The organism is Candidatus Sodalis endolongispinus, assembly GCF_018777395.1.
GTDB lineage: Bacteria > Pseudomonadota > Gammaproteobacteria > Enterobacterales > Enterobacteriaceae > Sodalis_B > Sodalis_B endolongispinus.
Map to the genome: position 1 here is coordinate 1907983 of NZ_JAFJYC010000001.1, position 25328 is coordinate 1933310.

Consider the following 25328-nt stretch of genomic DNA (forward strand, 5'->3'; position numbering starts at 1 on the left):
TCTTTACGACTTGGCAATATGGGATAATCCTTTCGCTCTGGACCAGAGGGCGTCCAGGCCAATGCGCCTGGCAAAAGACAAGTTGAAGCAGGGTAGCCTGAATTTCTTCAGAACTTTGTTGCCTTTGACACCCGTATTGCAACGCTGAATTTCCATGTTGCCGCTTTTCATCAGTACCTCTTGCAACAACGCTCTATGCGCGTCGTTAAGAGGACCTGAGGGGTGGCTTAGCGACTGTTGGGTATCATAGTGAATAACCTCTCTCTTCAATTCCACATCAAGCATACCGGTCCGGTCTTTGCCGCTTTTACAATTCCAGCAGGGTACGCCGCCAATCTCGTAGGCCAGCATAGCGATGCGCTGCGGTGCTTTGTAGGGCTCACCGTCATCGCTACGGTGTACTTTTCGCGCCCAAATACTTTTTATCTGGTCACAAAGATCGCGTACCTTCCTGGCATTAGCAGGTTCGTTTGCAGGTTCGGAACCTAAATACTGGCCAACCCACCCCCCCGGTTCGGCCTCCGGCCGCAAATCGTTCCCCAGCAATTGAGCGAGCGCGGGTGCGTTATAAGCGTCTGAGGTCGCGGTACCTAATCCTAGTTTGAGCGCCGCTCGCTTCATTAACGCCGAAATTGAATGCGGCGACATTCAATTCCACCTCAACCGTCTTCACGTTGCCTTCATGGTCGTGAATGCGGAGCTGCAGCGTCTGCTGTTGCGGATCACACAGCGTTTGCCAGGCCGCCATTTGGTCGCGCAGCATGGCTTTTTCCTTACCGGCCACCCTTGTGGGCGTCAGCAGTGAGGTGGAGACTAACCGAAGCGGTACGACATCTCCCGCCAGCGCGCGCGTCATGAGGTCATTTTGGCTATACAGGGCGGCGGCAACCACCTCCTTCGCCCGATTCAGGGCTCCTGATGCGCGTTGATCGGAGCCGGATGGCAGACCAAAGGGCGATAGAACGGCGTGATGTATTCCCTGAAACAGCACCTTTTCCTCACCGTTGTCCTGTTTAACACCCAGAGAGGATTGCCACAGATTGGCCGCGTGGTGCTGTTCGACCGTAGCGGCGTAACAGATACCTTTGCCGTCGTAGGTTTTCTCGAAGATATTTTGCCCACACCGTTTCATCTCGGCCGCCGGACGTTGTAGGCTTACATAGGTATGCGCTTGATGACTGAGTTCGTGTCGTAGCGTTTGCCAAGGTTTGTGATTCAAAAAATCAATACGCGCGGCATAGTAGTCGCCTACCGCAAGTCGTTTTGCCTGGCAGTACGACAGGCCGTGACGGCGATATTCTCCGGCAATCAGATCAATTAACTTACCGCGCCGGCGGCCGGCGGTTCGCAGCTCGGCAGGACTGGCATTCCTGTCCTGTTCAAGGTGTGTCATTGCATCAGCGATTTTTTGCGTCAATTCCTTTAATTGTGGCACGTAGAGTTCCGACTCAAGACGCTGGTACCCGCCCATTGTGGCCCGCCTGGCGCCATCTATTTCGTCTGCCGCCCCCGTGTTTTGTCTCACCAGCGCCAATGCTGCCGTATTTATCATATCAAGCTGATATCGTAGGGGTTCGCGCACCGACTGAGCATGTTCAGAAACATGATTGTCGCTCAGGGGTAAAGAAGCAGCTTGTTCTCTGTCCATGGCAGAGGGAGCATTCTCGCGCTGCAATGGCATCGTGAAGCGGTATTTCTCCGGTTGGGAACTCCCGGCTGGTGCGCCGGTGACCGTTAGGTTGCCGCCAGCAGGTAATACGGCGCTGGTGCTGGGCGCGTTCTGCTCTGCAATATATGACATTACAGATGTTCTACCATTAGGTGGTACATTCATGTTTTTTCCTGAATTGCAATTAATTAGGTCATTATGTTTTTTCTTGTTTTTCAAGATTCTAAAAAACGCAACCGGCCGTTTTGCCGCGGTGTGGAGAATGTCATCGTCGGCACGTTTGCGGTGAATTGAAAAAGTATTCATTGATCGTGTTTTAGATGGCAGGACCGGCGGTACGCCGCAGGGAGCGCGCTGCGCGCTCAATCAACGTGACGCGGTGCTGGTTGCTGTGTAGAGGAAAGACTCATCGGCGCAGTGACAATTTATCCGCCCAGAAATTGAAGGTCGCTTTCAGACCCGGTGGTAATCTGCACGTGGCCGTCGGCGCAGCGATAAAAAAATGGTTAGGCCGTGGCCTAACCCTTGGGTCGTTATTAGCTTTTGGATGCGGCGTGAGCCGTACCTTAGTTCAGGCGTTCTTTGATACGCGCTGCCTTACCGGTACGTTCACGCAGGTAATACAGTTTGGCCTGACGCACGGCGCCACGGCGTTTCACGGTAATGCTATCGATGACCGGAGAGTGCGTCTGGAATACGCGCTCAACGCCTTCGCCGTTGGAGATTTTGCGAACAGTGAATGCAGAATGCAGACCGCGGTTACGAATAGCGATAACCACGCCCTCGAATGCCTGCAGACGTTTTTTGCTGCCTTCAACAACCCATACCTTGACTTCCACAGAGTCGCCCGGGCGGAAAGACGGTACGTTCTGCTTCAACTGTTCTTGTTCAATTTGCTTGATAATGTTGCTCATAATTTGGTCTCTTACCCTAGGTAAACTGATAGTTCAGGTTAACCAGCCATCAGGCCGATCCATTTAATCATCGTGTTGCCTTGCCCGATATTCCCGCTGGAACTCGGTCAGCAACGTTGCTTGCTCGTCAGTCAGAGCTAGGCTTTCCAGAAGTTCAGGTCTTCTGAGCCAGGTACGGCCCAAAGACTGTTTCAGACGCCAGCGACGAATCTCAGCATGATTGCCCGACAGCAGAACTGGCGGTACCTCCATGCCGGCCAACACCTCAGGACGGGTATAGTGCGGGCAATCCAGCAGCCCTCTGGCGAAGGAATCCTCCGCCGCGGAGGCCTCATGTCCCAGCACGCCCGGAATGAACCGGGATACCGAGTCAATCAGTGCCATCGCCGCTAATTCACCGCCGCTGAGCACATAATCACCCATTGACCATTCTTCATCAATCTCGGTGGCGATTAAACGCTCATCAATACCTTCGTAACGACCGCACACCAGAATCATCTTTGGGTTAGCGGCCAGCTCGCTCACGCCTTGCTGATCGAGCTTGCGGCCCTGAGGGGAGAGATAAATCACCTTCGCCCCTTCGCCTGCCTTGTTTTTTGCCTCGTGAATCGCATCCCGCAAGGGCTGCACCATCATCAGCATCCCCGGTCCGCCGCCGTAAGGGCGATCGTCCACGGTACGATGCCTGTCGTGGGTAAAATCACGCGGACTCCAGCACTGCACATTCAGCAGGCCATTCTTCACGGCCCGGCAGGTCACCCCGTAGTCGGTAATGGCACGGAACATCTCGGGGAACAGACTGATGACGCTAATCCACATTCCACCGCTTCCGCTATCGCCACTCTCAAGTTCAGGGGTCAAAAGCCCGGATCCCAGTCAACTTCAATGACGTGGGACGCGAGATCGACGTTCTTAATCACCTGCCCGTCGAGAAACGGAATTAACCGCTCCTGAATGCCAAAGGCATCTTTCAAGTTGGCTTTCACCACCAGAACATCGTTCGAGACGGTTTCCATCAAATCAATGACTTCACCCAGCTGATAACCGCCAACGGTGACAACCTGACACCCCAGGAGGTCTTTCCAGTAGTAATCACCGCTGTCGAGATCCGGCAATTGCGACGCGTCGACGACGATTTCGCAATTGGTCAGCAGCGTGGCCGCTTCCCGGTCTTCGATATCCTTGACCTTGATGATTAGATCCTGATTGTGGCGCTTCCAGCTTTCCAGCCCGATCGGCTGCCACTCACCGGCCCTTTTGATAAACCAGGGCTGGTAATCAAAAATGCTTTCGGCTTCTTCAGTGGATGAAAACACTCTGAGCCAACCGCGAATGCCATACGCCGAGCCCATCTTGCCCACGACTATTGGCTCAACGGGTGCTGCGGTACGGAGTTGTTTGCTCATTTTCACCACCAGCAGGCGTTAGGCTGCTTTTTTCGCGTCTTTAATCAGCGCGGAAACGCGTTCGGAAACCGTTGCGCCCTGGCCAACCCAATGTTCAATACGATCCAGATCTAAACGCAGACCTTCAGCCTGACCGGTTGCGATCGGGTTGAAAAAGCCAATACGTTCAATAAAGCGACCGTCGCGCGCATTGCGGCTGTCTGTCACGACGATTTGATAGAACGGGCGTTTTTTAGCGCCGCCACGTGCCAAACGAATTGTTACCATAACATCCTCTTTAGTTAATAAAACAACCGGGCCCTGTCGGGGAACTGGGCCCGGTTGCCGTATAAAAAGCCCCAAAATTTTACTCGTTTCGGGGTAAAAAGCAATCGATAGTTAACGACCGGGGAAGCCGGGCGGCATCATACCCTTCATATTGCGCATCATTTTCGCCATACCGCCCTTTTTCATTTTCTTCATCATGCGCTGCATGTCATCAAACTGTTTCAGCAAGCGATTGACGTCCTGAACCTGCATGCCGGAGCCAGTGGCGATACGACGCTTGCGCGAACCTTTAATAATGTCCGGGCTGACGCGCTCCTTGGCGGTCATGGAATTGATAATCGCCTCCATGCGCACCAGGACTTTATCGTCCATCTGCGACTTGACGTTGTCCGGCAACTGGCCGACGCCGGGCAGCTTGCTCATCATGCTGGCCATACCGCCCATATTACGCATCTGCTTGAGCTGGTCGAGAAAGTCGGTGAGGTCGAAGCCATCGCCTTTTTTCAGCTTGCTGGACAGCTTTTCTGCCTGAGCGCGATCGACTTTGCTCTCGATATCTTCTATAAGCGACAACACGTCGCCCATACCGAGTATACGTCCGGCCAGGCGATCGGGGTAAAACGGCTCCAGCGCATCGGTTTTCTCACCGACGCCCATGAATTTGATCGGTTTACCGGTGATATGACGGATGGAGAGCGCCGCGCCGCCGCGCGCATCGCCGTCCACCTTGGTCAGGATAACCCCGGTCAGCGGCAGCGCCTGATTAAACGCTTTGGCGGTATTGGCGGCATCCTGCCCGGTCATGGCGTCAATCACAAACAGGGTTTCCACCGGTGTGATAGCAGCGTGAATGGCGATGATTTCCGCCATCATCGTTTCATCCACGTGCAGGCGGCCGGCGGTATCCACCAGCAGCACATCGTAGAACTTGAGCTTGGCCTGGTTCAGCGCCTGATTGACGATGTCGAGCGGCTTCTGGCCAGCCTCGGACGGGAAGAAATCGACGCCGACGGTTTCGGCCAGGGTTTCCAGCTGTTTAATCGCCGCCGGGCGATAGACATCGGCGGACACCACCAGCACTTTCTTCTTCTGCTTCTCGCGCAGATATTTGCCGAGCTTGCTGACGCTGGTGGTTTTCCCGGCCCCCTGCAAGCCCGCCATCAGCACGACCGCCGGCGGTTGCGCCGCCAGATTAAGGGCGTTGTTTTCGTCGCCCATGGCATTCACCAGCTCGGCGCGCACGATCTTGACGAATTCCTGCCCCGGCGTCAGGCTTTTATTGACTTCCTGCCCCAGCGCGCTCTCTTTGACCCGGCTGATGAAATCCCGCACCACCGGTAGCGCCACATCCGCTTCCAGCAGCGCCATGCGCACTTCCCGCAGGGTATCTTTGATATTGTCTTCAGTCAGGCGGCCTCGGCCGCTGATATTGCGCAACGTGCGCGATAATCGATCGGATAAATTGTCAAACATCGTTTTTACTCAACGTGGCGCCCGGCCGCTTGCGCGACATTATTGGCGACAGTATAACACGAAGCAGGCCGGGATCGCTGCACCACTTACGACAACGGTTGGAGCATGACGCGCTGAAGGCTATACTGGTCGCCTCTTTTCTTTAAGTCAGACGATGACGCTGCTATGTCCTGGATTTCCCTTCTGGCCTTTATTGCCTACTCTTTAAGCCTCGGCCTGATTTTGCCCAGCATTTTGCGCCGCAGCAGCGCTTACCGCCGGCTGGCCCTGCTGTCGGCCACGGTGGCGATGCTGGGACACGGCGTGCTTATCTGGCTGCGCATCTTCGGCGTGCAGGCAGGGCAGAATCTGAGCTTATTGAACGTGGGCTCGTTGATTAGCCTTATCATCTGCGTGGTGATGACGGTGGCGGCGTCGCGCAACCGCGGCTGGTTCTTATTGCCTATCGTCTATATCTTCGCCATGATCCATGTGGCGTTCATTACGCTGATGCCGGGTGAATTTATCACCCATCTGGAAGCGACGCCCGGTTTGATGGTGCATATCTGCCTGGCGCTGTTTTCCTATGCGGTGCTGATTATCGCCGCACTGTACGCGTTCCAGTTGACCTGGCTCGATTATTTATTGAAAAACAAGAAGCTGAATTTTCATTCCGATATGCCGCCGCTGATGGGTATTGAGCGCAAAATGTTTCACATCACACAGGTCGGCGTGGTGCTGCTGACGCTGACGCTCGCCACCGGTCTTTTCTTTATGCGGGATTGGTTTGCCGCCGAGAATAGGCATAAAGCGGTTCTCTCTTTCGTCGCCTGGCTGGTCTATATTGTAATATTATGGGGTCATTACCGGCAGGGCTGGCGCGGCCGCCGGGTGGTGTGGCTCAGCGTGCTGGGCGTGCTGTTGCTGACGCTGGCCTACTTCGGCAGCCGAATCTGGCAAAACGTGATGGCGTAAGATAACGCCGATAAGGAAAGTCCACTTTGTAACATGTTTCAACCAGTACACTGCTGATAATTTTGGTTATCATGGTATTGGTTTCCGCCTATTTTTCCGCTTCCGAAACCGGCATGATGACGCTAAATCGCTATCGTCTGCGTCATCAGGCAAAACAGGGCAACCGCGGCGCCAGCCGCGTAGAAAAATTGCTGCGGCGTACCGACCAGCTGCTGAGTCTGGTGCTGATTGGCAATAACCTGGTCAACATTCTTGCCTCGGCGCTGGCCACTATCGTCGGGATGCGCCTGTACGGCGATCTGGGCGTCGCCATCGCCACCGGCGTTTTGACCTTTGTGGTGCTGCTGTTCGCCGAGGTGCTGCCGAAAACCGTGGCGGCGCTCTATCCCGAACGTATCGCTTTCCCAAGCAGTCTGTTATTGGTGCCGCTGCAAAAACTGATGTTGCCGGTGGTGTGGCTGCTTAATCTGATGACCCGGGTGCTCATGCGGCTAATGGGCATCAAGCTCCCCTCCAATGTGCGTGATGCGCTAAGCAAGAAAGAGTTGCGCACCATCGTAACGGAATCCCGCTCGATGATTTCGCGCCGTAATCAGGACATGCTGATTTCGGTGCTGGATTTGGAAAAGGTGACCGTTAACGACATCATGGTGCCGCGCAATGAGATCGTTGGCATCAACGTCAACGACGAGTGGCGGTCGATTATTCGTCAATTGACCCACTCCCCTCACGGCCGTATCGTGCTGTACCGCGATAACCTGGATGACGCCATCGGTATGTTGCGGGTACGTGAAGCCTACCATCTGATGACGGAAAAGCAGGAATTCACCAAAGAGAACCTGCTGCGCGCCGCCGACGAGATTTATTATGTACCGGAAGGAACGCCGCTTAATGTGCAGTTGGTGAAGTTCCAACGCAACAAAGAGAAAGTGGGCATCATCGTCAATGAGTATGGCGATATTCAGGGGCTGGTGACGGTGGAAGATATTCTTGAGGAGATCGTGGGAGATTTCACCACTTCCATGTCCCTCAGCCTGGCTGAAGAAGTGATTCCGCAAAGCGATGGATCGGTGATTATCGAGGGCGGCGCCAGTATCCGCGAGTTGAACAAGGCGTTTAACTGGTCATTACCGGAAGAGGAAGCGCGTACCATCAATGGCATGCTGCTGGAGGTGCTGGAGGATATTCCATTGGCCAATACCCGGACGCATATCGGCAGCTATCAAATTGATATTTTGGCTGTGCAGGAAAATATGATAAAGCAGGTACGCATTACCCTCCTCAAGCCGTTAAAGCAGGGCGTTGACGGCAAATAAGCGCGCCGCCTGCGGGCAGCCACGCCTTTTTCACGGCGTTGCATGGCGAATGAGGACAGGGGAATAGTGATCTCTCGCCTGCAGTAACTAAAAAAGCTCACCCCAGGGTGAGCTTTTATCTTCGGCTGAGGGACTAAACCCTTCACCCCACAGCGCTCGCTTTCGAGCCCGTCATGATAAGCGCCACGCCGACCGCGGCGCGTCGGGCCAGGTGAACACTCACCGGCCCGTACCAGACTAAATATGCAGCTCCGCCAGCTTTTCTTTCGGCAAGGCCAGTTCGTCGTTCTGGTTAACGCGGATAGCGTTATCCAGAATATGTTGCGCGATATCTTGCGCTTCCGTGAGCGAGTGCATTTGATAAGTGCCGCACTGGTACTCATTCAGCTCAGGGATCTGCTTCTGGTCTTTCACCTTCAGCACATCCGCCATTGCCGCTTTCCAGGCGTCGGCCACGCGCTGTTCGTCCGGCGCGCCGATAAGGCTCATATAGAAACCGGTACGGCAGCCCATCGGCGAAATATCCACGATTTCAACGCCTTCCACATTCAAATGGTTGCGCATAAAGCCGGCAAACAAATGCTCAATGGTGTGAATGCCCCGCTCCGGCATGACTTTCAGGTTCGGCCGGCAAAAACGCAGGTCAAAGACGGTGATAGTATCACCATGAGGTGTTTTCATGGTTTTCGCAACACGGACCGCAGGCGCTGCCATACGGGTATGGTCTACGGTAAAGCTATCCAAAAGTGGCATGATGTCACCTCCTTTAAAAATAATTTATTTTTTGCGAATGTAAGGAAACCTTTTTCCCCGCCGTGGGTCATAACTAGTGAAAGACGCGCATTTGTTACCATCATCCATGTTAACAGGAATGTTAATTTGGCCACAGATTCTGTGGCCTTTTCTTTTTTCAGCGCCCGTTCTGGCTCGCTAAAAACTTATCGAAACTCAGACGGTCAGCCGCTTCCAGGTCACGCTGCACTCGCCAGGATCGCAGGCGTTCATCATCCAGCTGCGCCTCGCTTAACACCTCAAGCGGTTCATCACGCAGCGTTTGGCGATAGTCGTTGGCCAGAATAAGTCCCAGCCCGCCAATACCATGCTCTATCAATTGATCCAGAAAACGGGCGGAGAGCGTCAATTCGGGATAATCAAAGCCCGCCACCAGTTTATCGCACAGCTGCTGGTAGTGCGTGTCGCCATTATTGCTGTCGAGGATTTCAGCCACGCGCCGCAGATCTCGAAACAGCGATTTGCCAAGGGTCGTCAGCGGCTGCTCGGTGCTGCCGCAATCAATGCCGAGCATCAGACCAGGCTTGCGCCCTTCGAGGATCACCCGATTCCAATTGGTGCGGGTACAGCGTAATTCATCCGCGCTCATTTCGGGCGCTCGTGCCAGCGTACACCAAATCAGGAAAAGATCCAGAAAGCGCGCCTGCTCCTCGTCAACGCCCACCGGCGAGAAGGGGTTGATGTCCAACGAGCGCACTTCGACATACTCGATGCCGCCGCGCATCAGGGCATCGGACGGGGATTCGTCGTCCCGCGTCACACGTTTGGGGCGTATCGGCGCATACAGCTCACTTTCGATTTGCAGCACGTTGGTGTTCAGCTGCAGATAATGGCCGTCTCGTTGTAGTCCCATGCGTTGATAGTCGGCAGAGGGCGTTTTAATCGCCTGCATCAAACCGCGGACATACTCGTCCAGGTGGTTGAAGGTGATGCCAAACTGACTTTGGGACTTATTAGTGTAGCCTAAATCGCTCAAGCGCAATGAGGTCGCATAGGGCAGGTAAATCAGCCCCGATGCCGCTTGTTCAAACGGCAGATCGGTCTCGCGGCCGTTCAGGAACAACGGGCAAATACCCGGCGAGGCACCGAACAGATACGGGATAATCCAGCCGAAGCGGTAATAATTGCGAATAAGCTGCAGGTAACCGGCGGAAATCGCCTCTTTACCGCTGGCCTCGTCGCGAATACCGGCGTAGGCCTGCCAGAAGGCCAGCGGCAATGAGAAATTGTAGTGTACGCCAGCTATCACCTGCATCAGGGCGCTGTAACGGTTCTTTAATCCTTCGCGGTACAGGGTCTTCATCCGCCCGACGTTGGAGCTGCCGTATTGCGCCAGTTCAATGGGTTGAGCGCTGTCGATGAAGCATGGCATACTCATCGGCCACAGACGTTCATCGCCCAGACGGCGGGTGACGTAGCGGTGGATATCGCGCAACAATGCCAACATATGGCCGATATCGTCATCGACCGGCGTAATAAACTCCAGCAGCGCCTCGGCAAAATCGGTAGTGATCCACTTATGGGTCAGCGCCGAGCCGAGCGTTTCGGGATGGGGTGTTTGCGCCAGACTCCCGTTGGCATTGATGCGCAGCCCTTCACGCTCTACGCCGCGGCGAATGCCCTTCAGTGCTTGAGGGTTGGCTTCCAGCCAGGAAAGCGCGGTGGATACATCCGGGATCAAATTGACCTCCCGCAGTTGTCAGTAGTTGGGCTTAGCATAAGAGAGCCGACGTGTTGAAGGCTATGTCTGGTCAACGTCACGCGCTCAAGGCCCGGACATCCACAAACGCCATTTTGGCAGCCTGTGCGGCCATAATACCAAAATCGGCGTCCTCGAAAACTACGCATGATTCGGGCGGGGACACCAATAAGCTGTGCGCAGCGCAGGAATGTTTGCGGATCGGGTTTATGACGTGTGACGTCATCGGCGCCAACAATGGCGTCGAAGTACTGCAGCAGTCCGAGATGGCGCAACAGGGCCTCCGCCATCGCATGCTCACTGCCGGTGCCCACCGCCATAGGACGCTTACCATAATAGCGCTTGACCACCTCAATAAGGGGCAGCGCGGTCACATCATCAAAGAGAATATTTTGTAGCGCCGCGGTTTTTTCGCGGGCCAGCTGATGGGGATCCATCTGTACCTGATGACTTTCAATAATCATTTTCGCGATATGCCAGATCGGCGACCCATTTAACGAGACGACCGCCGCCTCGTCGAACTGCATCCCATAAGGTGTCAACGCCTGTCGCCAGGCTTTGCGGTGCGATGGTTCCGTATCAAGCAGCGTGCCATCCATATCGAAGATCAATCCTTGGTACTGATCGTACATCGTTGCTCACCTGAAGCTAAAAATTAAGCGTTTACTTTAGCGCAATCTCGTAACATTGTCGCTGATTGTATTGGCGCCGGATGTGCCCCTTGGTTTGGAATCGCGCGCCGCGATAGGCGCTGGCCCGGGCGAGACAGGCGAAACGGCGGCCGCTTGGCACCATGGCTATCAAGACAAGAAGTCGTTCACCGGCTAAACACCCGCGAGGGCGCCGCGGCGCGTCTTGCCGCTTCACGGCGATGAGACCATCAACAGGGAAACAGAGAGAGGAAAACGAAGCGAGAGACAGCGCATAAATGACAGAGTGCGACGGGTTACAGCCTGAGAGAGGAATATTGGTTAGTGGAACGCGTGACGCAATAAGTTGGAAATGGTGCATCCGGGAGGATTCGAACCTCCGACCGCTCGGTTCGTAGCCGAGTACTCTATCCAGCTGAGCTACGGATGCAGTGTAGATGGCGGTGAGAGAGGGATTCGAACCCTCGATACAGCTTTTGACCGTATACTCCCTTAGCAGGGGAGCGCCTTCAGCCTCTCGGCCACCTCACCTACGCGTCGTTGTTGAAGCTCATCGGCACTGCGTGGCGCACATATTACTTTCTAGGCTTGATAAGTCAAACCCTTTTTTGCCCCCCGGGAAGCGATTGCGCAATTCCCATGCAACTTGCGCAGATTGGCAGCTAAATAGCGGTAAATTAACCGTCTCTTCAGAATTTGGGAAAGGAAAGGAAAAATCAGGAATAGAAAAGCGCTGATAGCGGGGTTATCCAGGAGGGCTGCGCCTCGCCTGGGGCAAGGCGCTGAAAAGAGATCAGTAAGGAGTCTGTTGCGATTTCTCAGCCTGGATACGCTGGTATATTTCTTCGCGGTGCACAGAAACTTCTTTAGGAGCATTAACACCGATACGGACTTGGTCGCCTTTGACGTCTAAAACAGTAACCGTAACCTCATCGCCTATCATGATGGTTTCACCAACTCGACGAGTCAGAATAAGCATTCTTTGCTCCTTGAAAGATTAAAAGAGTCGGGTCTCTCAGTTTCCCGCCATTATCCATCATATACCGTGAAAGCGTAAGCCGTGCAGCATGCATGCGACACACGCCGGCCGGCCGGGCGCTTTCCATATCTGGTATAAGTTTAGTCGATATGACCAGCTTCGCGCCTAACTTTTGTTTCCCGGAAGAGTATGTATTGAAACACCCCAACTTAACAGAAAGTTAGGGTGTTTATTATAACGTATTCTTATTCTACTCAGAGTTTTGCGGCCAGTATCTCATCTATACCGGCCAGCGCGGCCGGCAAGGCGGCGCTATCGCTGCCCCCCGCCTGCGCCAGATCGGGACGTCCACCGCCTTTGCCCCCGACCTGCTGCGCGAGATAACCGACAATGTCTCCCGCTTTGACCCGATCGGTCAAATCTTTGGTCACGCCGGCTATCAGGCTGACATTACCCTCCGCCACCGTGGCGAGAACGATAATCGCCGACCCTAACTGGTTCTTCAAGTCGTCCACCATGGTGCGCAGCATTTTCGGCTCGACATTGTCCAGTTGGCTTACCAGAACCTTAACCCCGTTGATGTCACGCACGTTGCGGCCGAGCGAGGCGCTTTCCTGCGCCGCCTGCTGATTCTTCAACTGCTGAAGGTCTTTTTCCAGCTGGCGGGAACGCTCCTGCAGCGCCCGCACCTTGTCCACTAGCGTTTGGCTATCACCTTTCACCAGCTGGGCTATGTGCTGCACCAAATCGCTCTGTTGGTGAAGAGACGCCAGCGCCCCTTCGCCGGTAACCGCTTCAATGCGGCGGATGCCGGCGGCGGTGCCGGATTCAGCAATGATGCGGAACAGACCAATATCGCCGGTGCGGCTGGCGTGGGTTCCGCCGCATAGTTCAGTGGAGAAATCGCCCATGCTCAGCACCCTGACCTGCGCCTCGTATTTCTCGCCGAACAGCGCCATGGCCCCTTTGTTACGAGCGTCTTCCAGCGCCATGATATCGGTTTGGATGGGCAGGTTGCGCCGGACTTGCTCATTGACTATCTCTTCCACCCGGCGGATCTGCTCGGGTTTCATGGCTTCATTATGGGAGAAGTCGAAACGCAGGTAGTGATCATTTACCAGCGATCCCTTCTGCCCCACGTGCTCGCCGAGCACCTGACGCAGCGCCGCATGCAGCAAATGGGTAGCCGAATGGTTCAAGCGAATGCGCGCGCGACGGGCGCTATCCACCTGCGCAGTGACCTGCGCACCCAGTTTCAGTTCACCGTAGCTGAGCTTGCCCAGATGGCCGAAGGCCTTACCGTATTTCTGCGTATCCGCCACCTCGAACACCCCGGAGGCCGCTTTCAAGGCGCCCCGGTCGCCCACCTGACCGCCCGACTCGCCATAAAACGGCGTCTCGTCGAGCACCACCACCGCCTCTTCCCCTTGACGGATGACCTCCACCGGCTGGCCACCGCGGAACAGCGCGGTTACCCGTCCTTGATGCTCAAGCTGTTCATAACCGAAGAAGCGGGTGGTTTCATCCACGCGCAGCAAATTATTATAGTCAGCACCGAAACCGCTCGACTCGCGGGCGCGCTTGCGCTGCGCCTCCATGGCGCGTTCAAAGCCGGCCTCATCGACGCGCAGATTGCGTTCGCGACAGACGTCGGCGGTTAAATCCAGCGGGAAACCGTAAGTATCGTAAAGACGGAAGGCGGTTTCGCCGTCGAGGGTATCGCCGGTCAGTTTGGCCAGCTCATCGTCCAGCAGCGTCAGACCGCGTTCCAGCGTACGGGCGAACTGCTCTTCTTCGGCGCGCAGCACCTGTTCGACCATCACCTGTTGTGGCTGCAGCTGGCTGGCGGCGCTGCCCATCACGTCAATGAGCGGCGCAACCAGCTTGTAGAAGAAGGTGTCGCTAGCGCCCAGCATATTGCCATGACGAATCGCCCGGCGGATGATACGGCGCAGGACATACCCACTGCCCTCGTTGGATGGCACGACGCCGTCGCTGACCAAGAAAGCACACGAGCGTATATGGTCGGCAATAACCCGCAACGACTTGCTGTCGGCATCGCTGGCGCCCGTCGCCTCTGCTGCGGCGGCGATAAGCGTCTTGAACAGGTCGATATCATAGTTTGAGTTGACGTGTTGCAACACTGCCGCTATACGCTCCAGGCCCATGCCGGTATCCACCGAGGGCTTCGGCAGCGGCAGCAGAGTACCGTCGGCCTGGCGGTTGAATTGCATAAACACCAGGTTCCAGATCTCGATGTAGCGGTCGCCGTCTTCCTCCGGGCTTCCCGGCGGGCCGCCCCAAATATGCTCGCCATGATCGTAGAAGATTTCCGAGCAGGGACCGCAGGGGCCGGTATCGCCCATTTGCCAGAAATTATCGGAGGCATAGGCGCTGCCCTTGTTATCGCCGATACGGATAATACGCTCGGCGGGAACCCCCACTTCGCTGGCCCAGATAGTGTAAGCTTCATCATCGGTGGCGTACACCGTCACCCAAAGCTTTTCTTTGGGCAGGTTAAACCAGTGTTCCCCGGTCAACAGTTCCCAGGCAAAGCGGATAGCGTCATGCTTGAAATAGTCACCGAAGCTGAAATTCCCCAACATTTCAAAAAAGGTGTGGTGACGCGCCGTGTAGCCGACATTTTCCAAATCGTTGTGCTTGCCGCCAGCACGCACGCAGCGCTGCGACGTGGTGGCGCGCCGATAGGAACGATTATCCAGGACCAGGAACACATCCTTGAACTGGTTCATCCCGGCGTTGGTAAACAGCAATGTTGGATCGTTATCAGGCACCAGTGAGCTGCTTGCCACCACCTGATGCCCCTTGCTATGGAAAAAATCGAGAAACGCCTGACGGATCTCGGCGGTGCTCTTGCTCATAGTTGTCCCGGAATCATGCAAAAAGATCGAATCTCGAACAGAATAGCGCAGTTGTAGGGCGCTCTAGTAGCGTTCAGGATCGTAAAAAGTGGGAATAAGATAAATTTTCTTTGAGGCGAAGTAAAATCCCGCACGCCATCTATTTATAAATTTGTATAAATAGACCGGATTTCGTCGAAGGAAAAGCCACGGGAGAGAAGACAACGCTGTACTTTGATTTTGGTCTGCGGTGCGTCCGGCAGCGGCTGACCGAACTTTTTCACCGCCGCGGCAAATGCTTGCGCCGTGCGATCAATGACTTCACCGGCGCAAGCCGCATCGATATCATCCCTGTCGATTCCTTTTTGCAGCAGTTCCATGCGGATACGCTGTTCGCCATAGCCTTGTTTACTGCGCCGGCTGACATAGCGTCCGGGCGAAGCGCCCGTCATCAAGCCAGTCGTGAGCGTGACAGTAGGCAATCACCTGATCAATCTCTCCCTGGCTTACCGCCGGCGCGGGTTGCGCGTCTGCGCGCTCGCGAAAGCGGCGGCGCGTAACCTGCGGTATCGCCAGCTTACGCCGCAGTTCGGCTTCGCTGTGATCGCGGCGGGACAGCAGCCCCAAAGCCAGGTCAAGAAGGGAGTGGCAACCGCGTCAGCGACCTTGCGCCGCGGCCGGTCCCGTCTTTTTCACCACCGATCGGTTAAAACTCTTCATCGCTCTCGCTGGCGCCTTCATCCTCGCTTTCCACCTCGCTGACCAAGCTGTTGCCCTCAGAGCTGTGCAGCAGCATGTCGCGCAGCTTTTTGTCCAGTTCTGCCGCCACGTCGGGATGATCCTTCAAAAAGCTGCAGGCATTGGCTTTGCCCTGGCCGATCTTCTCACCTTTGTAGCTGTACCAGGCACCGGCTTTCTCAATCAGCTTGTGCTTGAGGCCCAGATCAACCAGTTCACCGCGAATATTGATGCCTTCGCCGTACATGATCTGGAATTCGGCCTGCTTAAACGGCGCGGCGACTTTGTTCTTCACGACTTTAACGCGGGTTTCGCTGCCAACCACCACATCGCCTTCTTTCACCGAGCCGATACGGCGGATATCCAGGCGAACCGACGCGTAAAACTTAAGCGCGTTACCGCCGGTGGTGGTTTCCGGGTTGCCGAACATGACGCCGATCTTCATACGGATCTGGTTGATGAAAATCAGCAGCGTGTTGGCGTTTTTCAGGTTGCCCGCCAGTTTCCGCATCGCCTGGCTCATCATACGGGCGGCCAGCCCCATATGAGAATCACCGATTTCGCCCTCGATTTCCGCTTTCGGCGTCAGCGCTGCCACCGAGTCGACGATGATGACGTCTACCGCGCCGGAGCGGGTCAGGGCGTCACAGATTTCCAGCGCCTGTTCGCCGGTGTCCGGCTGGGAGCACAGCAGATTGTCGATGTCGACGCCCAGCTTTTTGGCATAGATGGGATCCAGGGCGTGTTCGGCATCGATAAAGGCGCAGGTTTTGCCTTCGCGCTGCGCCGCGGCGATGACCTGCAGGGTCAGGGTCGTTTTACCCGATGATTCCGGGCCGTATATTTCGACGATGCGGCCCATGGGCAGCCCACCGGCGCCCAACGCGATATCCAGAGACAGAGAACCTGTGGAGATCGTTTCAACATCCATGGAGCGATCTTCACCCAGGCGCATGATCGAGCCCTTGCCAAATTGCTTTTCAATCTGGCCCAGTGCTGCCGCTAACGCCTTTTGTTTATTCTCATCAATAGCCATTTCAACTCCTATCAAGCGGGGAGCGACGTCGCCACCCTCTTCGCCAACGATATGTACCGGCGGTACTAATTGCTAATTATACTGTATTATTGTACAGTATCAAGCGGATTTTAGAGAAATGTGGCAAGCAACGTGGTCAGCGCGAAATGCACCGCCTGACGACGTACCGCCTCCCTGTCGCCCTCGAAATGCATAAGCTGGGAAAAGGGCTCGCCGTCTGCGTTGGCGAAACCAAACCAGACCGTGCCCACCGGTTTTTCGATTGTGCCGCCGTCGGGGCCGGCGATACCGCTTATCACCACCGCATAGTCGGCAGACGCGGCGCGGAGTGCGCCGGAGAACATCTCAAGCACCACCGGGTCGCTCACCGCACCGTGCTGCTCAAGGGTCTTGGGCCGCACACCGAGCAGATCGATTTTTGCCTGATTGCCGTAGGTGACAAAGCCGCGCTCGAACCAGCCGGCGCTGCTGTCGTTTGTCGGCGGCCTGGTGCTGGGGTTTCTGGTGGCGCTGGTTCGTTTGTATGGCCCACAACCGCTAAAAGGGATCGCTGATTTTTATGTCTGGGTTGTCCGGGGTACACCGCTGCTGGTGCAGCTGTTTTTGATTTTCTATGGTTTGCCTATCGCCGGCGTCACCCTCGACGCCTTTCCGGCGGCGCTTATTGGATTTACTCTGAGCGTCGGCGCTTATAGCTCGGAAATCATCCGCGGCGCTATTGTCTCGGTGCCTAAGGCACAATGTGAAGCCGCCTGGGCTATCGGGATGAGTTCAACCCAGGCGATGCGCAGGGTTATTTTGCCCCAGTCGGTATTTGTCTCCATACCTCCCCTGGCCAATTCGTTTATCTCGCTGATAAAGGACACGTCGCTTGCGGCGGTGATTACCGTGCCGGAGATGTTTCTGGCCGCGCAACGCATTGTGTCGGTGACCTATGAGCCGTTAATTCTTTATATCGAAGCGGCGGCAATTTATTTGCTGTTCAGTACGGTGCTCGGCAAAGTGCAAAACCGCCTCGAGGTCTATTTCCGCCGCTACGAATAAACGTCAACGACGGCGGCAGGTGCCGCCCATTCTCCTGCGGCCGGTTTATCAGAGGGCGCCTGTGAACGGCGCCATCCTTTTCAGGTTCAGCTAACCGCCCAGCCGCGCCTGCTTCACCGCATTGCCCAGTTGCCATACCGCCATGGCGTATTGGGTACTGTGATTGTAACGTGTAATGACATAAAAGTTGGGCAGCCAGTACCAGTACTGATAGCCGGTGCCGATATCCAGCCGCAGCAGGCTGGCTTGCAGTTCATTTCCAAGCGGTGCGAGGGGCGACAGCCCCGCGGCGGAAAGCGTCGCCAGGGTATAGCGGGTATCATAGCCATTTTGCAGCCAGGGTGCCTGACCGTTGGCGGGCACCGCGACCTGGCCGCCCGGCACCCAGCCGTGGGCATGGAAATAGTTGGCAACGCTGCCGATGGCGTCTTGGGGATCCCAGAGATTGATGTGGCCGTCGCCGTCAAAATCCACGGCATAACGCTTGAAAGAAGAAGGCATAAACTGGCCATATCCCATGGCGCCAGCAAAGGAGCCACGCAGCGCCAGCGGATCATCGCCCTCATCGCGCGCCATCAGCAAAAACGTTTCCAGCTCGGCGGCGAAATAGTCGCCGCGGCGCGGATAATCAAAAGCCAGCGTCGCCAGCGCATCGATAATGCGCGTTCTGCCCATTACCCGTTCCCAGCGGGTCTCGACGCAGATGATGCCGACGATGATTTCCGGCGGCACGCCGTATTGACGCCAGGCGCGATCTAACGCGTCCTGGTTCCAAAACGCAACGCCGTTTTGTACGTTGTCCGGCGTGATGAATTTTTGACGGTAGCGCAGCCAGGCGCCAGTCGGCCCGGTAGGCCCCTGGGCAACGGTGGCCTGCCTGTCCATGAGCCGCAACACCCCGTCCATCCGCTGCGTTTGGGCCAGCAGGTTATGCAGCGCCTGGCGATCGAAGCCATGTTCGCTGACCATTTTATCGATGAAGCGCTCGACGTTGGGATTGGTGGCGAAATCGCCATACAGCACGGGGCGGGGGGAGGACGACGGCGTCTGACGCAGAAAACCCCCGCTTGAAGGCGCGTCCTGCGAGGCCACATCGGAGGAAGACGGCTTGCTACTGCAGGAGGCGAGCAGAGCAATGAGAGGAACAAGGGCTGCCAGCTGACGCATTGGGGATCCATGTACCATAGAAAATAAAAGTAACGCTATGGTAATTCATTGTCACCCCAGAACAAATAGGAAACCAAGTCCTACGTAAGGGAAATTTATATTTTCTTCACGAATTCCGATTCGAGCTTCAGCGCGCCGAAGCCCTCAATTTTACAGTCAATATTATGGTCCCCTGCCACTAAGCGGATACTCTTAACTTTGGTGCCGATCTTAAGCGTCGAGGTGCTGCCTTTGACTTTTAAATCTTTGATAACCGTCACCGCATCCCCGTCCGCCAGCAGATTGCCGTTGGCGTCGCGCACTACTAGCCCTTCCTCTTGCCCGGCGCTCGCCTCTGCGAGCGACCACTCGTGGCCACACTTCGGGCAATTAAGCTGTTCATCCTGCTGCCAGATGTAGGCGGAGTCGCATTTTGGGCAATTTGGCAATTGTGACATGGTCATCTCTCTGAAAAGTAAGGTATCTGTAGAATTTGACAAGAAAATCATAGCTAAGCGCTTTGCTGGTCGGCAATTTTAGCCGATCCCCATCCGCTTGACCACCTCTCCTCCCGCCGTGGCGCCCCAATAGCGCCTTTGGTGCAGGTGGCAAGCGGTCTTGCCGGCTACCGGCAGGCGAGGAGATGCTGTGGCTTAGCCTGATTCTGCCACCCCCTGCTTGGCCCAGCCTGGCTTGTCTTGCCTTACCTTGGGCTGCATTGCCTCGGCTTGGCTGGCCTTTTCTTGCCTTTTCATGCCTTGGTTTGCCTTGTCTTGGCTTATGTTGAATTGCCTTGGGCTGCGTTGCCTCGTCTTGGCTCGCCTTGATTTGTCTTGATTTGCCTTGCCTTAGCTTATGCCGCCTTACCCTGCCTTCGCTTAACGGCGCGACCTAAGCCACACACCCGCTCAGCCTAATGGTGCGGTTGGGTGCAAAGAACCGGGATGGGCCCCTTTTCTCTTTCTATTTCCCGTTAGCTTGTGCCAAATGATATTGCCCATTCCTCTTACTTTAGCTGATTCCAGCGATGCCCCAAGCGGTGCGGTGTGGGCTGCCTTCTTTTCTCTCATCGCTGCCACTTCCGTGCTGCCTGCCGGGGCCACAGGCGCTAAGCCCGGTTATCTGCCGTGGTTACCCTTAGCATCGAGGTTAAGCCGCTTTATTTTTCCTCTTCATTGGTTATTTATTCTTAGCCTTTCTTTTGCTTAATTTCTTCCCTGTCATTGATTGCGGTTTGCAAATCTGACCTATCGGTGGCATATATATTCGCCAAGAGCGGCGCTATTTTTCCTCGTGCTATAAACGTCGTGAGTAAGGATGAGAATATAAAACGATGAAAAAAGGTAAAATTATTGTTTCGTCGATGATGTTATTTTGTGTCATCTGCTTCGCGGCGGGAGCTCTCTATTTCCTCTTGATTAAAAATAACAACGCACAACCTGACGATGCACAGCGAATCGCAGCGATCATTCAGGTTGCCGGGCTGAGCGGGTCCGGTGAAACCGACGCGCGTACGCTTAATGAACTCTACCACCGTCGAGTCCATTGCTCGTCAGGTCAATTTGGCGAGTGGCGCGGTAATGCCAAGCGTATCGCCGCAACAGGCGCCAACGTCTTGTGTCAGCCTGCCACCGAGTCAGGATCCCGCGCAAATTCGCCAGCGTTGCACGACGGGCGACGTTTACTTTATTCATAATGACAATGAAATACAGCAAGTTATATTACACATCTTCGGCAAAGGCGCCAAATCGATGATGTATGCGTTTATCGCCCTGGCCCCGGATGGCCGCACGGTGAAAAACCTGCTGTATTACCAGCAAAACGAGACCCCATTATTGGGCGCACGGGTGGAAGATCCCGCCTGGCTGCGCCAATGGTCCGGAAAGAAATTGCTGAATGACCGCACCCAGCCCGCCCTGAAAGTCGTGCAATCCGACGCGGATCCCCATGATGTTTACACCGTCGATGGCATCAGCGTGGCGACCATGACCTCCATTGGCGTAGAAAAAAGCGTTAATCACTGGATGGGCGAGCGCGGTTATGGTCCTTTTTTACAGCACCTCGCCAAGGAAAAACCGTTAATACTCCAGTAATTTTTTCAGCGTCAAATTTAGAATAAGATCACGTAACGCCAGCAATAGGGTTATTGCTGGTTTTTGTTTCTCTGGACGCCATTGTTTATTTCCCCGGTCAGTGCAGGGATTTATGACCAAGGTGATAAGCCGATTAAAATAAAATGACGCCCCACTAAAAACAGGTTCTTATTCACTTTTTCTTCCAAGAGAAACTTAAACATTTTGTCACTGTTTGTCATTTTTATGATCTTAGTCATGTACAAATTTCAAAAAAGATTCATGATAATCATTATCATTTGCATTTTGACGGTACGCCTCGTGTTTATTGCCCGATCCTTTCTGCTGACCGTATTAGGGTTGCTCTTCAGCACCTGCGTCTGGGCACAAACCCAGTACGCGCCTTTCATTGTAGATATAGAGCAACGCCTTGATAAAACGGCGGAGCTTTACCAACAACAGCAAAACACCGCGGCACGTCGCGAAGTACAGATGGCCTATTTCGAGGTTTTTGAAAATCTCGAAGGGCCGATTCGCATTAATATTTCCGCCAGCAAAAGCTATGAAATGGAGTCTACTTTCGGCGACATTCGCCGCATGATCGGCGATGGTAGACCGGTCGGCGACGTTTTGGCCATAATCAACGGGCTGAAAAAAGCGCTGCGCGAGGTAGAGCCGGTGCTGGACGGCGGGCATCAACTGGTGGCGGAAGAACAGCACACGGCATTGACCCGTTACGATATCGCCGTTTACTGGCAGGACTGCTTCCGTAGCATCGATGACTTGCTGGCCGAGGTGGTGACGCTGTATCAGGCTGGCCGGTATGACGTTGCCAGCCAGCGCATCAAGCAGGCGCATTTTCAGGGATTTAAGAATTCCGAAATGGAAATGGCGGTACGCCAGAATCGTTCCGCTCAGGACGCCGCCGCCATTAATCAACAATTTACCGCGCTTACCGCACTGGCGAAACAGCCCGACCGGCTCAATGATGTTGCCTATCAGGTCACGACGCTGCTGCAGGATATCGAAGACACCTTGCCGGGTCTGCCGACCACGCGCGATAACCAGCCGGTGAGCGCGCAGCAAACGGCCGATAACGCCGCTGTCGCTGGCGCAAGCGTACCGGCTGCCGACTGGGCAAACGTGGCGGCAGGGATCAATCAGAGCATCAGCGACGCCATCACCCGTTATCACAGCGGTGACGCGCAGGAGGCCATCTTGGCGGTGCAGGATGCCTATTTTGATCGTTTTGAAGCCACCGGCATGGAAAACAAAATAGGCGCGCGCGATGCCGCGTTTAAAACCACGCTGGAAAACTATTTTACCCGCCTGGTCAGTCTGATGAAGGCCGTCCAGCCGCTAGACCAACTTACGGCCCAGGCCAGCGCGCTACAGCAGGACTTAGAAAAGGCGGTCGCCATGCTGGGAACGGGCGACGAAACCCACTGGAGCCTGCTGCTTTACAGCCTGATGATTATCGTGCGCGAAGGGCTAGAAGCGCTGTTGATTGTGGCGGCGATTGTCGCCTATCTGGTGAAAAACAACCACCATGACAAGCTGCCGTTAATTCGCCAGTCGGTGGTGGTTGCGCTGTTGGCGATCGTGGTGACCGCCGTCCTATTCCTGCTGCTATTCGCCAATTCCGGCGCCAGCCGGGAGTTGCTGGAGGGCATCACCATGCTGATAGCGGTAGTGATGCTGTTCTTTATGAGCTACTGGCTGCTGTCGAAAGTTGAAGCGCGTCACTGGCAGGCCTGGCTGGAAGGCAAACTATCCCACTCCTTATCCCGCAATTCGCTGATCGGTCTGTGGCTGACCAGCTTTTTGGCCGTGTACCGCGAAGGCGCGGAAACGGTGCTGTTTTACTATGCGCTTTTCGGCGATGCGCAGAATTTGTCCGGCCATTTGGCGATTGGCGCCGGTTTTGCGATTGGCTGCGTGGTGCTGTTGCTGGCCTGGCTGGTCACGCGTTACTCTGTGGTTAGGCTGCCGCTTAAGCCGTTCTTTATGGTAACCGGCTGTTTTATGTACTTGATGGCCTTCGTCTTTGCCGGCAAAGGGGTGCTGGAACTGGTGGAATGCAAATTGTTTCAGCCGACGCTGATTAACGGCATACCGGAAATCAGCTGGCTGGGCATCTATCCCTATCGTGAAACCTTGTTGCCGCAGGCGGTTTTACTGCTTGCGGCGCTGGTGGCGCTGTGGGTAATGCAGCGCCGCGGTCAGGTTGCCGACAAAACAATACACACTAATCCGTAGTTCTTTTTTGACCAGAGGAAATGTCAGATGAACATCAATAAAACACTGATTGCCGGCGCCGCGATCGCCGGCATCTTTACCGCTCCCGCCGCGCTGGCGTTTAAGGAATACCCGGCGGGCGAGCCGGTCACCATGAATGAAATGGAGCTGGCCGCCGTGTATTTGCAGCCGATTGATATGGAGCCGCGCGGTATGGGGCTGTCGGCGGCAAAATCCGACATCCATCTGGAAGCCGACATTCATGCTACGGAAGGGAATAAAAACGGTTTTGGCGCCGGCGAATGGATGCCGTTTCTGACCATCAATTACACCTTGGTCAACAATGACACCGGCGAGAAGCAAGAAGGGACCTTTATGCCCATGGTCGCCAGCGATGGTCCGCACTATGGCGCCAACATCAAAATGATGGGCGTGGGCAACTACAAGGTCACTTATCATATCGATCCGCCATCAAAAGCCGGTATGCACCGCCATACCGATAGCGAAACCGGCGTCGGCCGCTGGTGGAAGCCGTTTGATGTCAGCTATGAATTTAAGTATGTCGTCCTGAATTAAAGGGCGCGGATCGCCGTGCCAATAAGGCGGGAGGGTCGTAGGGCCGTCCCGACCGTTCCGAGAGTTTTATCTGACGGCGCAACGCCTCACCGCGGCAGCCGTCTTTGAGTCGACGTTATGAGTTATTTTTTTACCACGACACTACAATCCTTTATCTGTATTGCTCTGTTGGCCGGTGTCCTTTGGAGCCGCAATGAACCGCCCGCCCTGCGTCCGCTGGTGTGGACCACGCTGGCGGCGCTGGTCGCCGGGCTGCTGTGCGGGATGTGGTTCCGCGGCTCCCAGCCGCTGCAATTGCTGACTGTCAGCATCGAAGTGCTGGTTACATTGCTTTTTCTGCTCAGCTTCTGGTGGGTGCCGCACTTTGTCCGATACCTTTGGCAGGGGATCCTGGTGTTCGGCGCGGCGCGTCATTGGGGTCTGGATCAGAATTTGGGCGGGCTCACCAGTACGCACATCCTCAATACCGATCTGCTATTAAATCTCACCGCGCTGGCGCTGGCGTTTGCGCTGCTGAGCCTTATCGCCGCAGTAGTGCATCTGCTGGTGGCGCGTCTGCGCTGGCTTTATTGGCCGCTGACGCTGGTAGTACTTTTCATGCTGTGGCTGCCGCTGAGCGGTAACCTGCTGTTGCTGCTGATGAAACTGCAAGTGGTGCCGCTGTTGAAGTCGTTGCTCAGCTTTGTCGCCCACGTCACCAATAACGCAGCGATGTTCAATTGGGCCGGCGCCGGTTTGCTTGTGCTGCTGTCAGTATGTTGGCTGCCGACCCTGCGGCGTCATGTCCGCGCCACGCGCGCGGCCCACGACCCCATTGCCCGCCGCCTTGCCCGTGCCGACCGGCGCGATGCCTTGCGGCTAGCGCTGACCACGGCCGCTTGCGCCGTCATTATCATCGCCGGGCAACTGTGGTGGAACCTGGTCGCCTCACAACCGCCGCGTCTGTCCGAAGCGCAAACGGTGACGCTGGCCGATGATGGTCTGGTTCATCTTCCTATCGAGCAGGTGCGCGACGGAAAACTGCACCGCTTTGTCTGGGTGGCGGATGACGGCAAGGCAGTGCGCTTCTTTATTATTAATCGCTATCCCGACAAACTGCGTCTTGGCGTCGTGTTTGACGCCTGTCTGCTGTGCGGCGATCAGGGGTACGTTATGGAAGGCAACCAGGTCATTTGCGTCGCCTGCTGTGTCCACATTTTTATTCCATCGATTGGCAAGCCCGGGGGATGTAACCCGGTACCCATCGAAAACTGGCGCAACGACACGCGGGAACTGGTCATACCCCGCGATGCCCTGGCCGCTGGGGCTAACTTTTTCTCCACGGTTTTGACCATCAACGTGGTCGATCCGGTGGACGGAACACGGCTTACCAACACCGCCGCTGAGCATAAATACGTGTGGGCCGGCAAAACCTGGTACTTCGCCTCGGACGCCAACTATACCCGTTTTCGCGATGCGCCCGAGCAGTTTGTGCCCGGCGTGGCGAAGGAGGAATAGC

General features: G+C 55.4%; 20 protein-coding genes, 2 tRNA genes and 4 pseudogenes. 7 read left to right on the forward strand and 19 right to left on the reverse strand.

The features are described 5' to 3' along the window. Positions 1-3: 3 nt before the first annotated feature. The 7 genes from JZM24_RS09325 to ffh all read right to left on the reverse strand — a co-directional run bounded on the left by JZM24_RS09325 (position 4) and on the right by ffh (position 5729). Positions 4-648 carry an inositol phosphate phosphatase SopB gene (locus JZM24_RS09325; RefSeq protein ID WP_215669447.1) on the reverse strand — a complete coding sequence of 215 codons (645 nt, stop codon included), beginning with the start codon at positions 646-648 and terminating at the stop codon, positions 4-6. Continuing rightward, positions 566-1975, reverse strand: a complete 1410-nt coding sequence (locus tag JZM24_RS09330; protein WP_215669448.1) for an inositol phosphate phosphatase SopB — start codon at positions 1973-1975, stop codon at positions 566-568. Before JZM24_RS09330 ends, JZM24_RS09325 begins: the two co-directional genes overlap by 83 nt. A gap of 260 nt (positions 1976-2235) precedes the next feature. Beyond that, complete coding sequence (rplS, locus tag JZM24_RS09335) at positions 2236-2583, reverse strand: 50S ribosomal protein L19 (RefSeq protein ID WP_074013371.1); 348 nt, start codon at positions 2581-2583, stop codon at positions 2236-2238. A 63-nt stretch (positions 2584-2646) separates the two neighbouring features. Then, a complete protein-coding gene (trmD, locus tag JZM24_RS09340; RefSeq protein WP_215669449.1) occupies positions 2647-3402 on the reverse strand; it encodes a tRNA (guanosine(37)-N1)-methyltransferase TrmD in 756 nt (251 codons plus the stop codon). 38 nt (positions 3403-3440) lie between these two features. Continuing rightward, the gene (gene rimM / locus JZM24_RS09345; RefSeq protein ID WP_215669450.1) at positions 3441-3989 is read right to left on the reverse strand and encodes a ribosome maturation factor RimM; all 549 of its coding nucleotides are present in this window, start codon (positions 3987-3989) and stop codon (positions 3441-3443) included. Between the two features lie 18 nt (positions 3990-4007). Next, entirely contained in the window at positions 4008-4256 is a 249-nt protein-coding gene (gene rpsP / locus JZM24_RS09350; protein ID WP_011410519.1) for a 30S ribosomal protein S16, read from the reverse strand. A gap of 111 nt (positions 4257-4367) precedes the next feature. Continuing rightward, positions 4368-5729 (reverse strand): signal recognition particle protein, encoded by a 1362-nt coding sequence (gene ffh / locus JZM24_RS09355; RefSeq protein WP_215669451.1) that lies wholly within the window; start codon positions 5727-5729, stop codon positions 4368-4370. Between the two features lie 165 nt (positions 5730-5894). On the opposite strand from ffh, the gene JZM24_RS09360 reads away from it, so the two are divergent. Both JZM24_RS09360 and JZM24_RS09365 read left to right on the forward strand, forming a co-directional pair. Further along, entirely contained in the window at positions 5895-6683 is a 789-nt protein-coding gene (locus JZM24_RS09360) for a cytochrome C assembly family protein (protein ID WP_215669452.1), read from the forward strand. Positions 6684-6715: 32 nt separating this feature from the next. Then, positions 6716-7999, forward strand: a pseudogene (locus JZM24_RS09365) (HlyC/CorC family transporter); the annotation flags it as partial. A gap of 237 nt (positions 8000-8236) precedes the next feature. Here JZM24_RS09365 and luxS read toward each other — a convergent pair. From luxS to JZM24_RS09415, 10 genes and pseudogenes are all read right to left on the reverse strand, one after another. Further along, positions 8237-8752 carry an S-ribosylhomocysteine lyase gene (luxS, locus tag JZM24_RS09370; protein ID WP_215669453.1) on the reverse strand — a complete coding sequence of 172 codons (516 nt, stop codon included), beginning with the start codon at positions 8750-8752 and terminating at the stop codon, positions 8237-8239. A gap of 157 nt (positions 8753-8909) precedes the next feature. Further along, the gene (gene gshA / locus JZM24_RS09375) at positions 8910-10472 is read right to left on the reverse strand and encodes a glutamate--cysteine ligase (protein WP_215669454.1); all 1563 of its coding nucleotides are present in this window, start codon (positions 10470-10472) and stop codon (positions 8910-8912) included. A gap of 76 nt (positions 10473-10548) precedes the next feature. Then, a pseudogene (gene yqaB / locus JZM24_RS09380) lies at positions 10549-11122 on the reverse strand (fructose-1-phosphate/6-phosphogluconate phosphatase). 371 nt (positions 11123-11493) lie between these two features. Continuing rightward, positions 11494-11570, reverse strand: a tRNA-Arg gene (locus tag JZM24_RS09385). Between the two features lie 8 nt (positions 11571-11578). Continuing rightward, a tRNA-Ser gene (locus JZM24_RS09390) sits at positions 11579-11671 on the reverse strand. 262 nt (positions 11672-11933) lie between these two features. Then, a complete protein-coding gene (gene csrA, locus JZM24_RS09395; protein ID WP_215669455.1) occupies positions 11934-12119 on the reverse strand; it encodes a carbon storage regulator CsrA in 186 nt (61 codons plus the stop codon). Between the two features lie 254 nt (positions 12120-12373). Beyond that, on the reverse strand, positions 12374-15001 hold the full coding sequence (alaS, locus tag JZM24_RS09400) for an alanine--tRNA ligase (protein WP_215669456.1): 2628 nt from the start codon (positions 14999-15001) through the stop codon (positions 12374-12376). A 143-nt stretch (positions 15002-15144) separates the two neighbouring features. After that, a pseudogene (locus JZM24_RS19715) lies at positions 15145-15613 on the reverse strand (regulatory protein RecX). Positions 15614-15686: 73 nt separating this feature from the next. Beyond that, positions 15687-16754: a recombinase RecA gene (gene recA / locus JZM24_RS09410; RefSeq protein WP_215669457.1), complete on the reverse strand. Its 1068-nt coding sequence runs from the start codon at positions 16752-16754 to the stop codon at positions 15687-15689. Positions 16755-16864: 110 nt separating this feature from the next. Beyond that, a pseudogene (locus JZM24_RS09415) lies at positions 16865-17221 on the reverse strand (nicotinamide-nucleotide amidohydrolase family protein); the annotation flags it as partial. Here JZM24_RS09415 and JZM24_RS09420 point away from each other — a divergent pair. Then, a complete protein-coding gene (locus tag JZM24_RS09420) occupies positions 17190-17798 on the forward strand; it encodes an amino acid ABC transporter permease (RefSeq protein WP_312884961.1) in 609 nt (202 codons plus the stop codon). The pseudogene JZM24_RS09415 and the gene JZM24_RS09420 sit on opposite strands and share 32 nt — an antisense overlap. A 90-nt stretch (positions 17799-17888) precedes the next feature. Here the strand turns inward: JZM24_RS09420 and mltB are convergent, their stop codons facing one another. Together mltB and JZM24_RS09430 are read right to left on the reverse strand one after the other, a co-directional pair. Beyond that, positions 17889-18965 (reverse strand): lytic murein transglycosylase B, encoded by a 1077-nt coding sequence (gene mltB, locus JZM24_RS09425; RefSeq protein ID WP_215669458.1) that lies wholly within the window; start codon positions 18963-18965, stop codon positions 17889-17891. Positions 18966-19060: 95 nt separating this feature from the next. Next, positions 19061-19402 (reverse strand): zinc ribbon domain-containing protein YjdM, encoded by a 342-nt coding sequence (locus JZM24_RS09430; protein ID WP_215669459.1) that lies wholly within the window; start codon positions 19400-19402, stop codon positions 19061-19063. Between the two features lie 1038 nt (positions 19403-20440). Here JZM24_RS09430 and JZM24_RS19410 point away from each other — a divergent pair. The 4 genes from JZM24_RS19410 (at position 20441) to JZM24_RS09450 (ending at position 25327) form a co-directional block, all read left to right on the forward strand. After that, entirely contained in the window at positions 20441-21037 is a 597-nt protein-coding gene (locus tag JZM24_RS19410) for an FMN-binding protein (RefSeq protein WP_312884962.1), read from the forward strand. A gap of 261 nt (positions 21038-21298) precedes the next feature. Next, positions 21299-23275 (forward strand): FTR1 family iron permease, encoded by a 1977-nt coding sequence (locus tag JZM24_RS09440; RefSeq protein WP_215669460.1) that lies wholly within the window; start codon positions 21299-21301, stop codon positions 23273-23275. 27 nt (positions 23276-23302) lie between these two features. Further along, on the forward strand, positions 23303-23830 hold the full coding sequence (locus JZM24_RS09445) for an iron transporter (protein ID WP_215669461.1): 528 nt from the start codon (positions 23303-23305) through the stop codon (positions 23828-23830). 117 nt (positions 23831-23947) lie between these two features. Then, positions 23948-25327 carry a Fe-S-containing protein gene (locus JZM24_RS09450; RefSeq protein ID WP_215669462.1) on the forward strand — a complete coding sequence of 460 codons (1380 nt, stop codon included), beginning with the start codon at positions 23948-23950 and terminating at the stop codon, positions 25325-25327. Position 25328 lies beyond the last annotated feature (1 nt).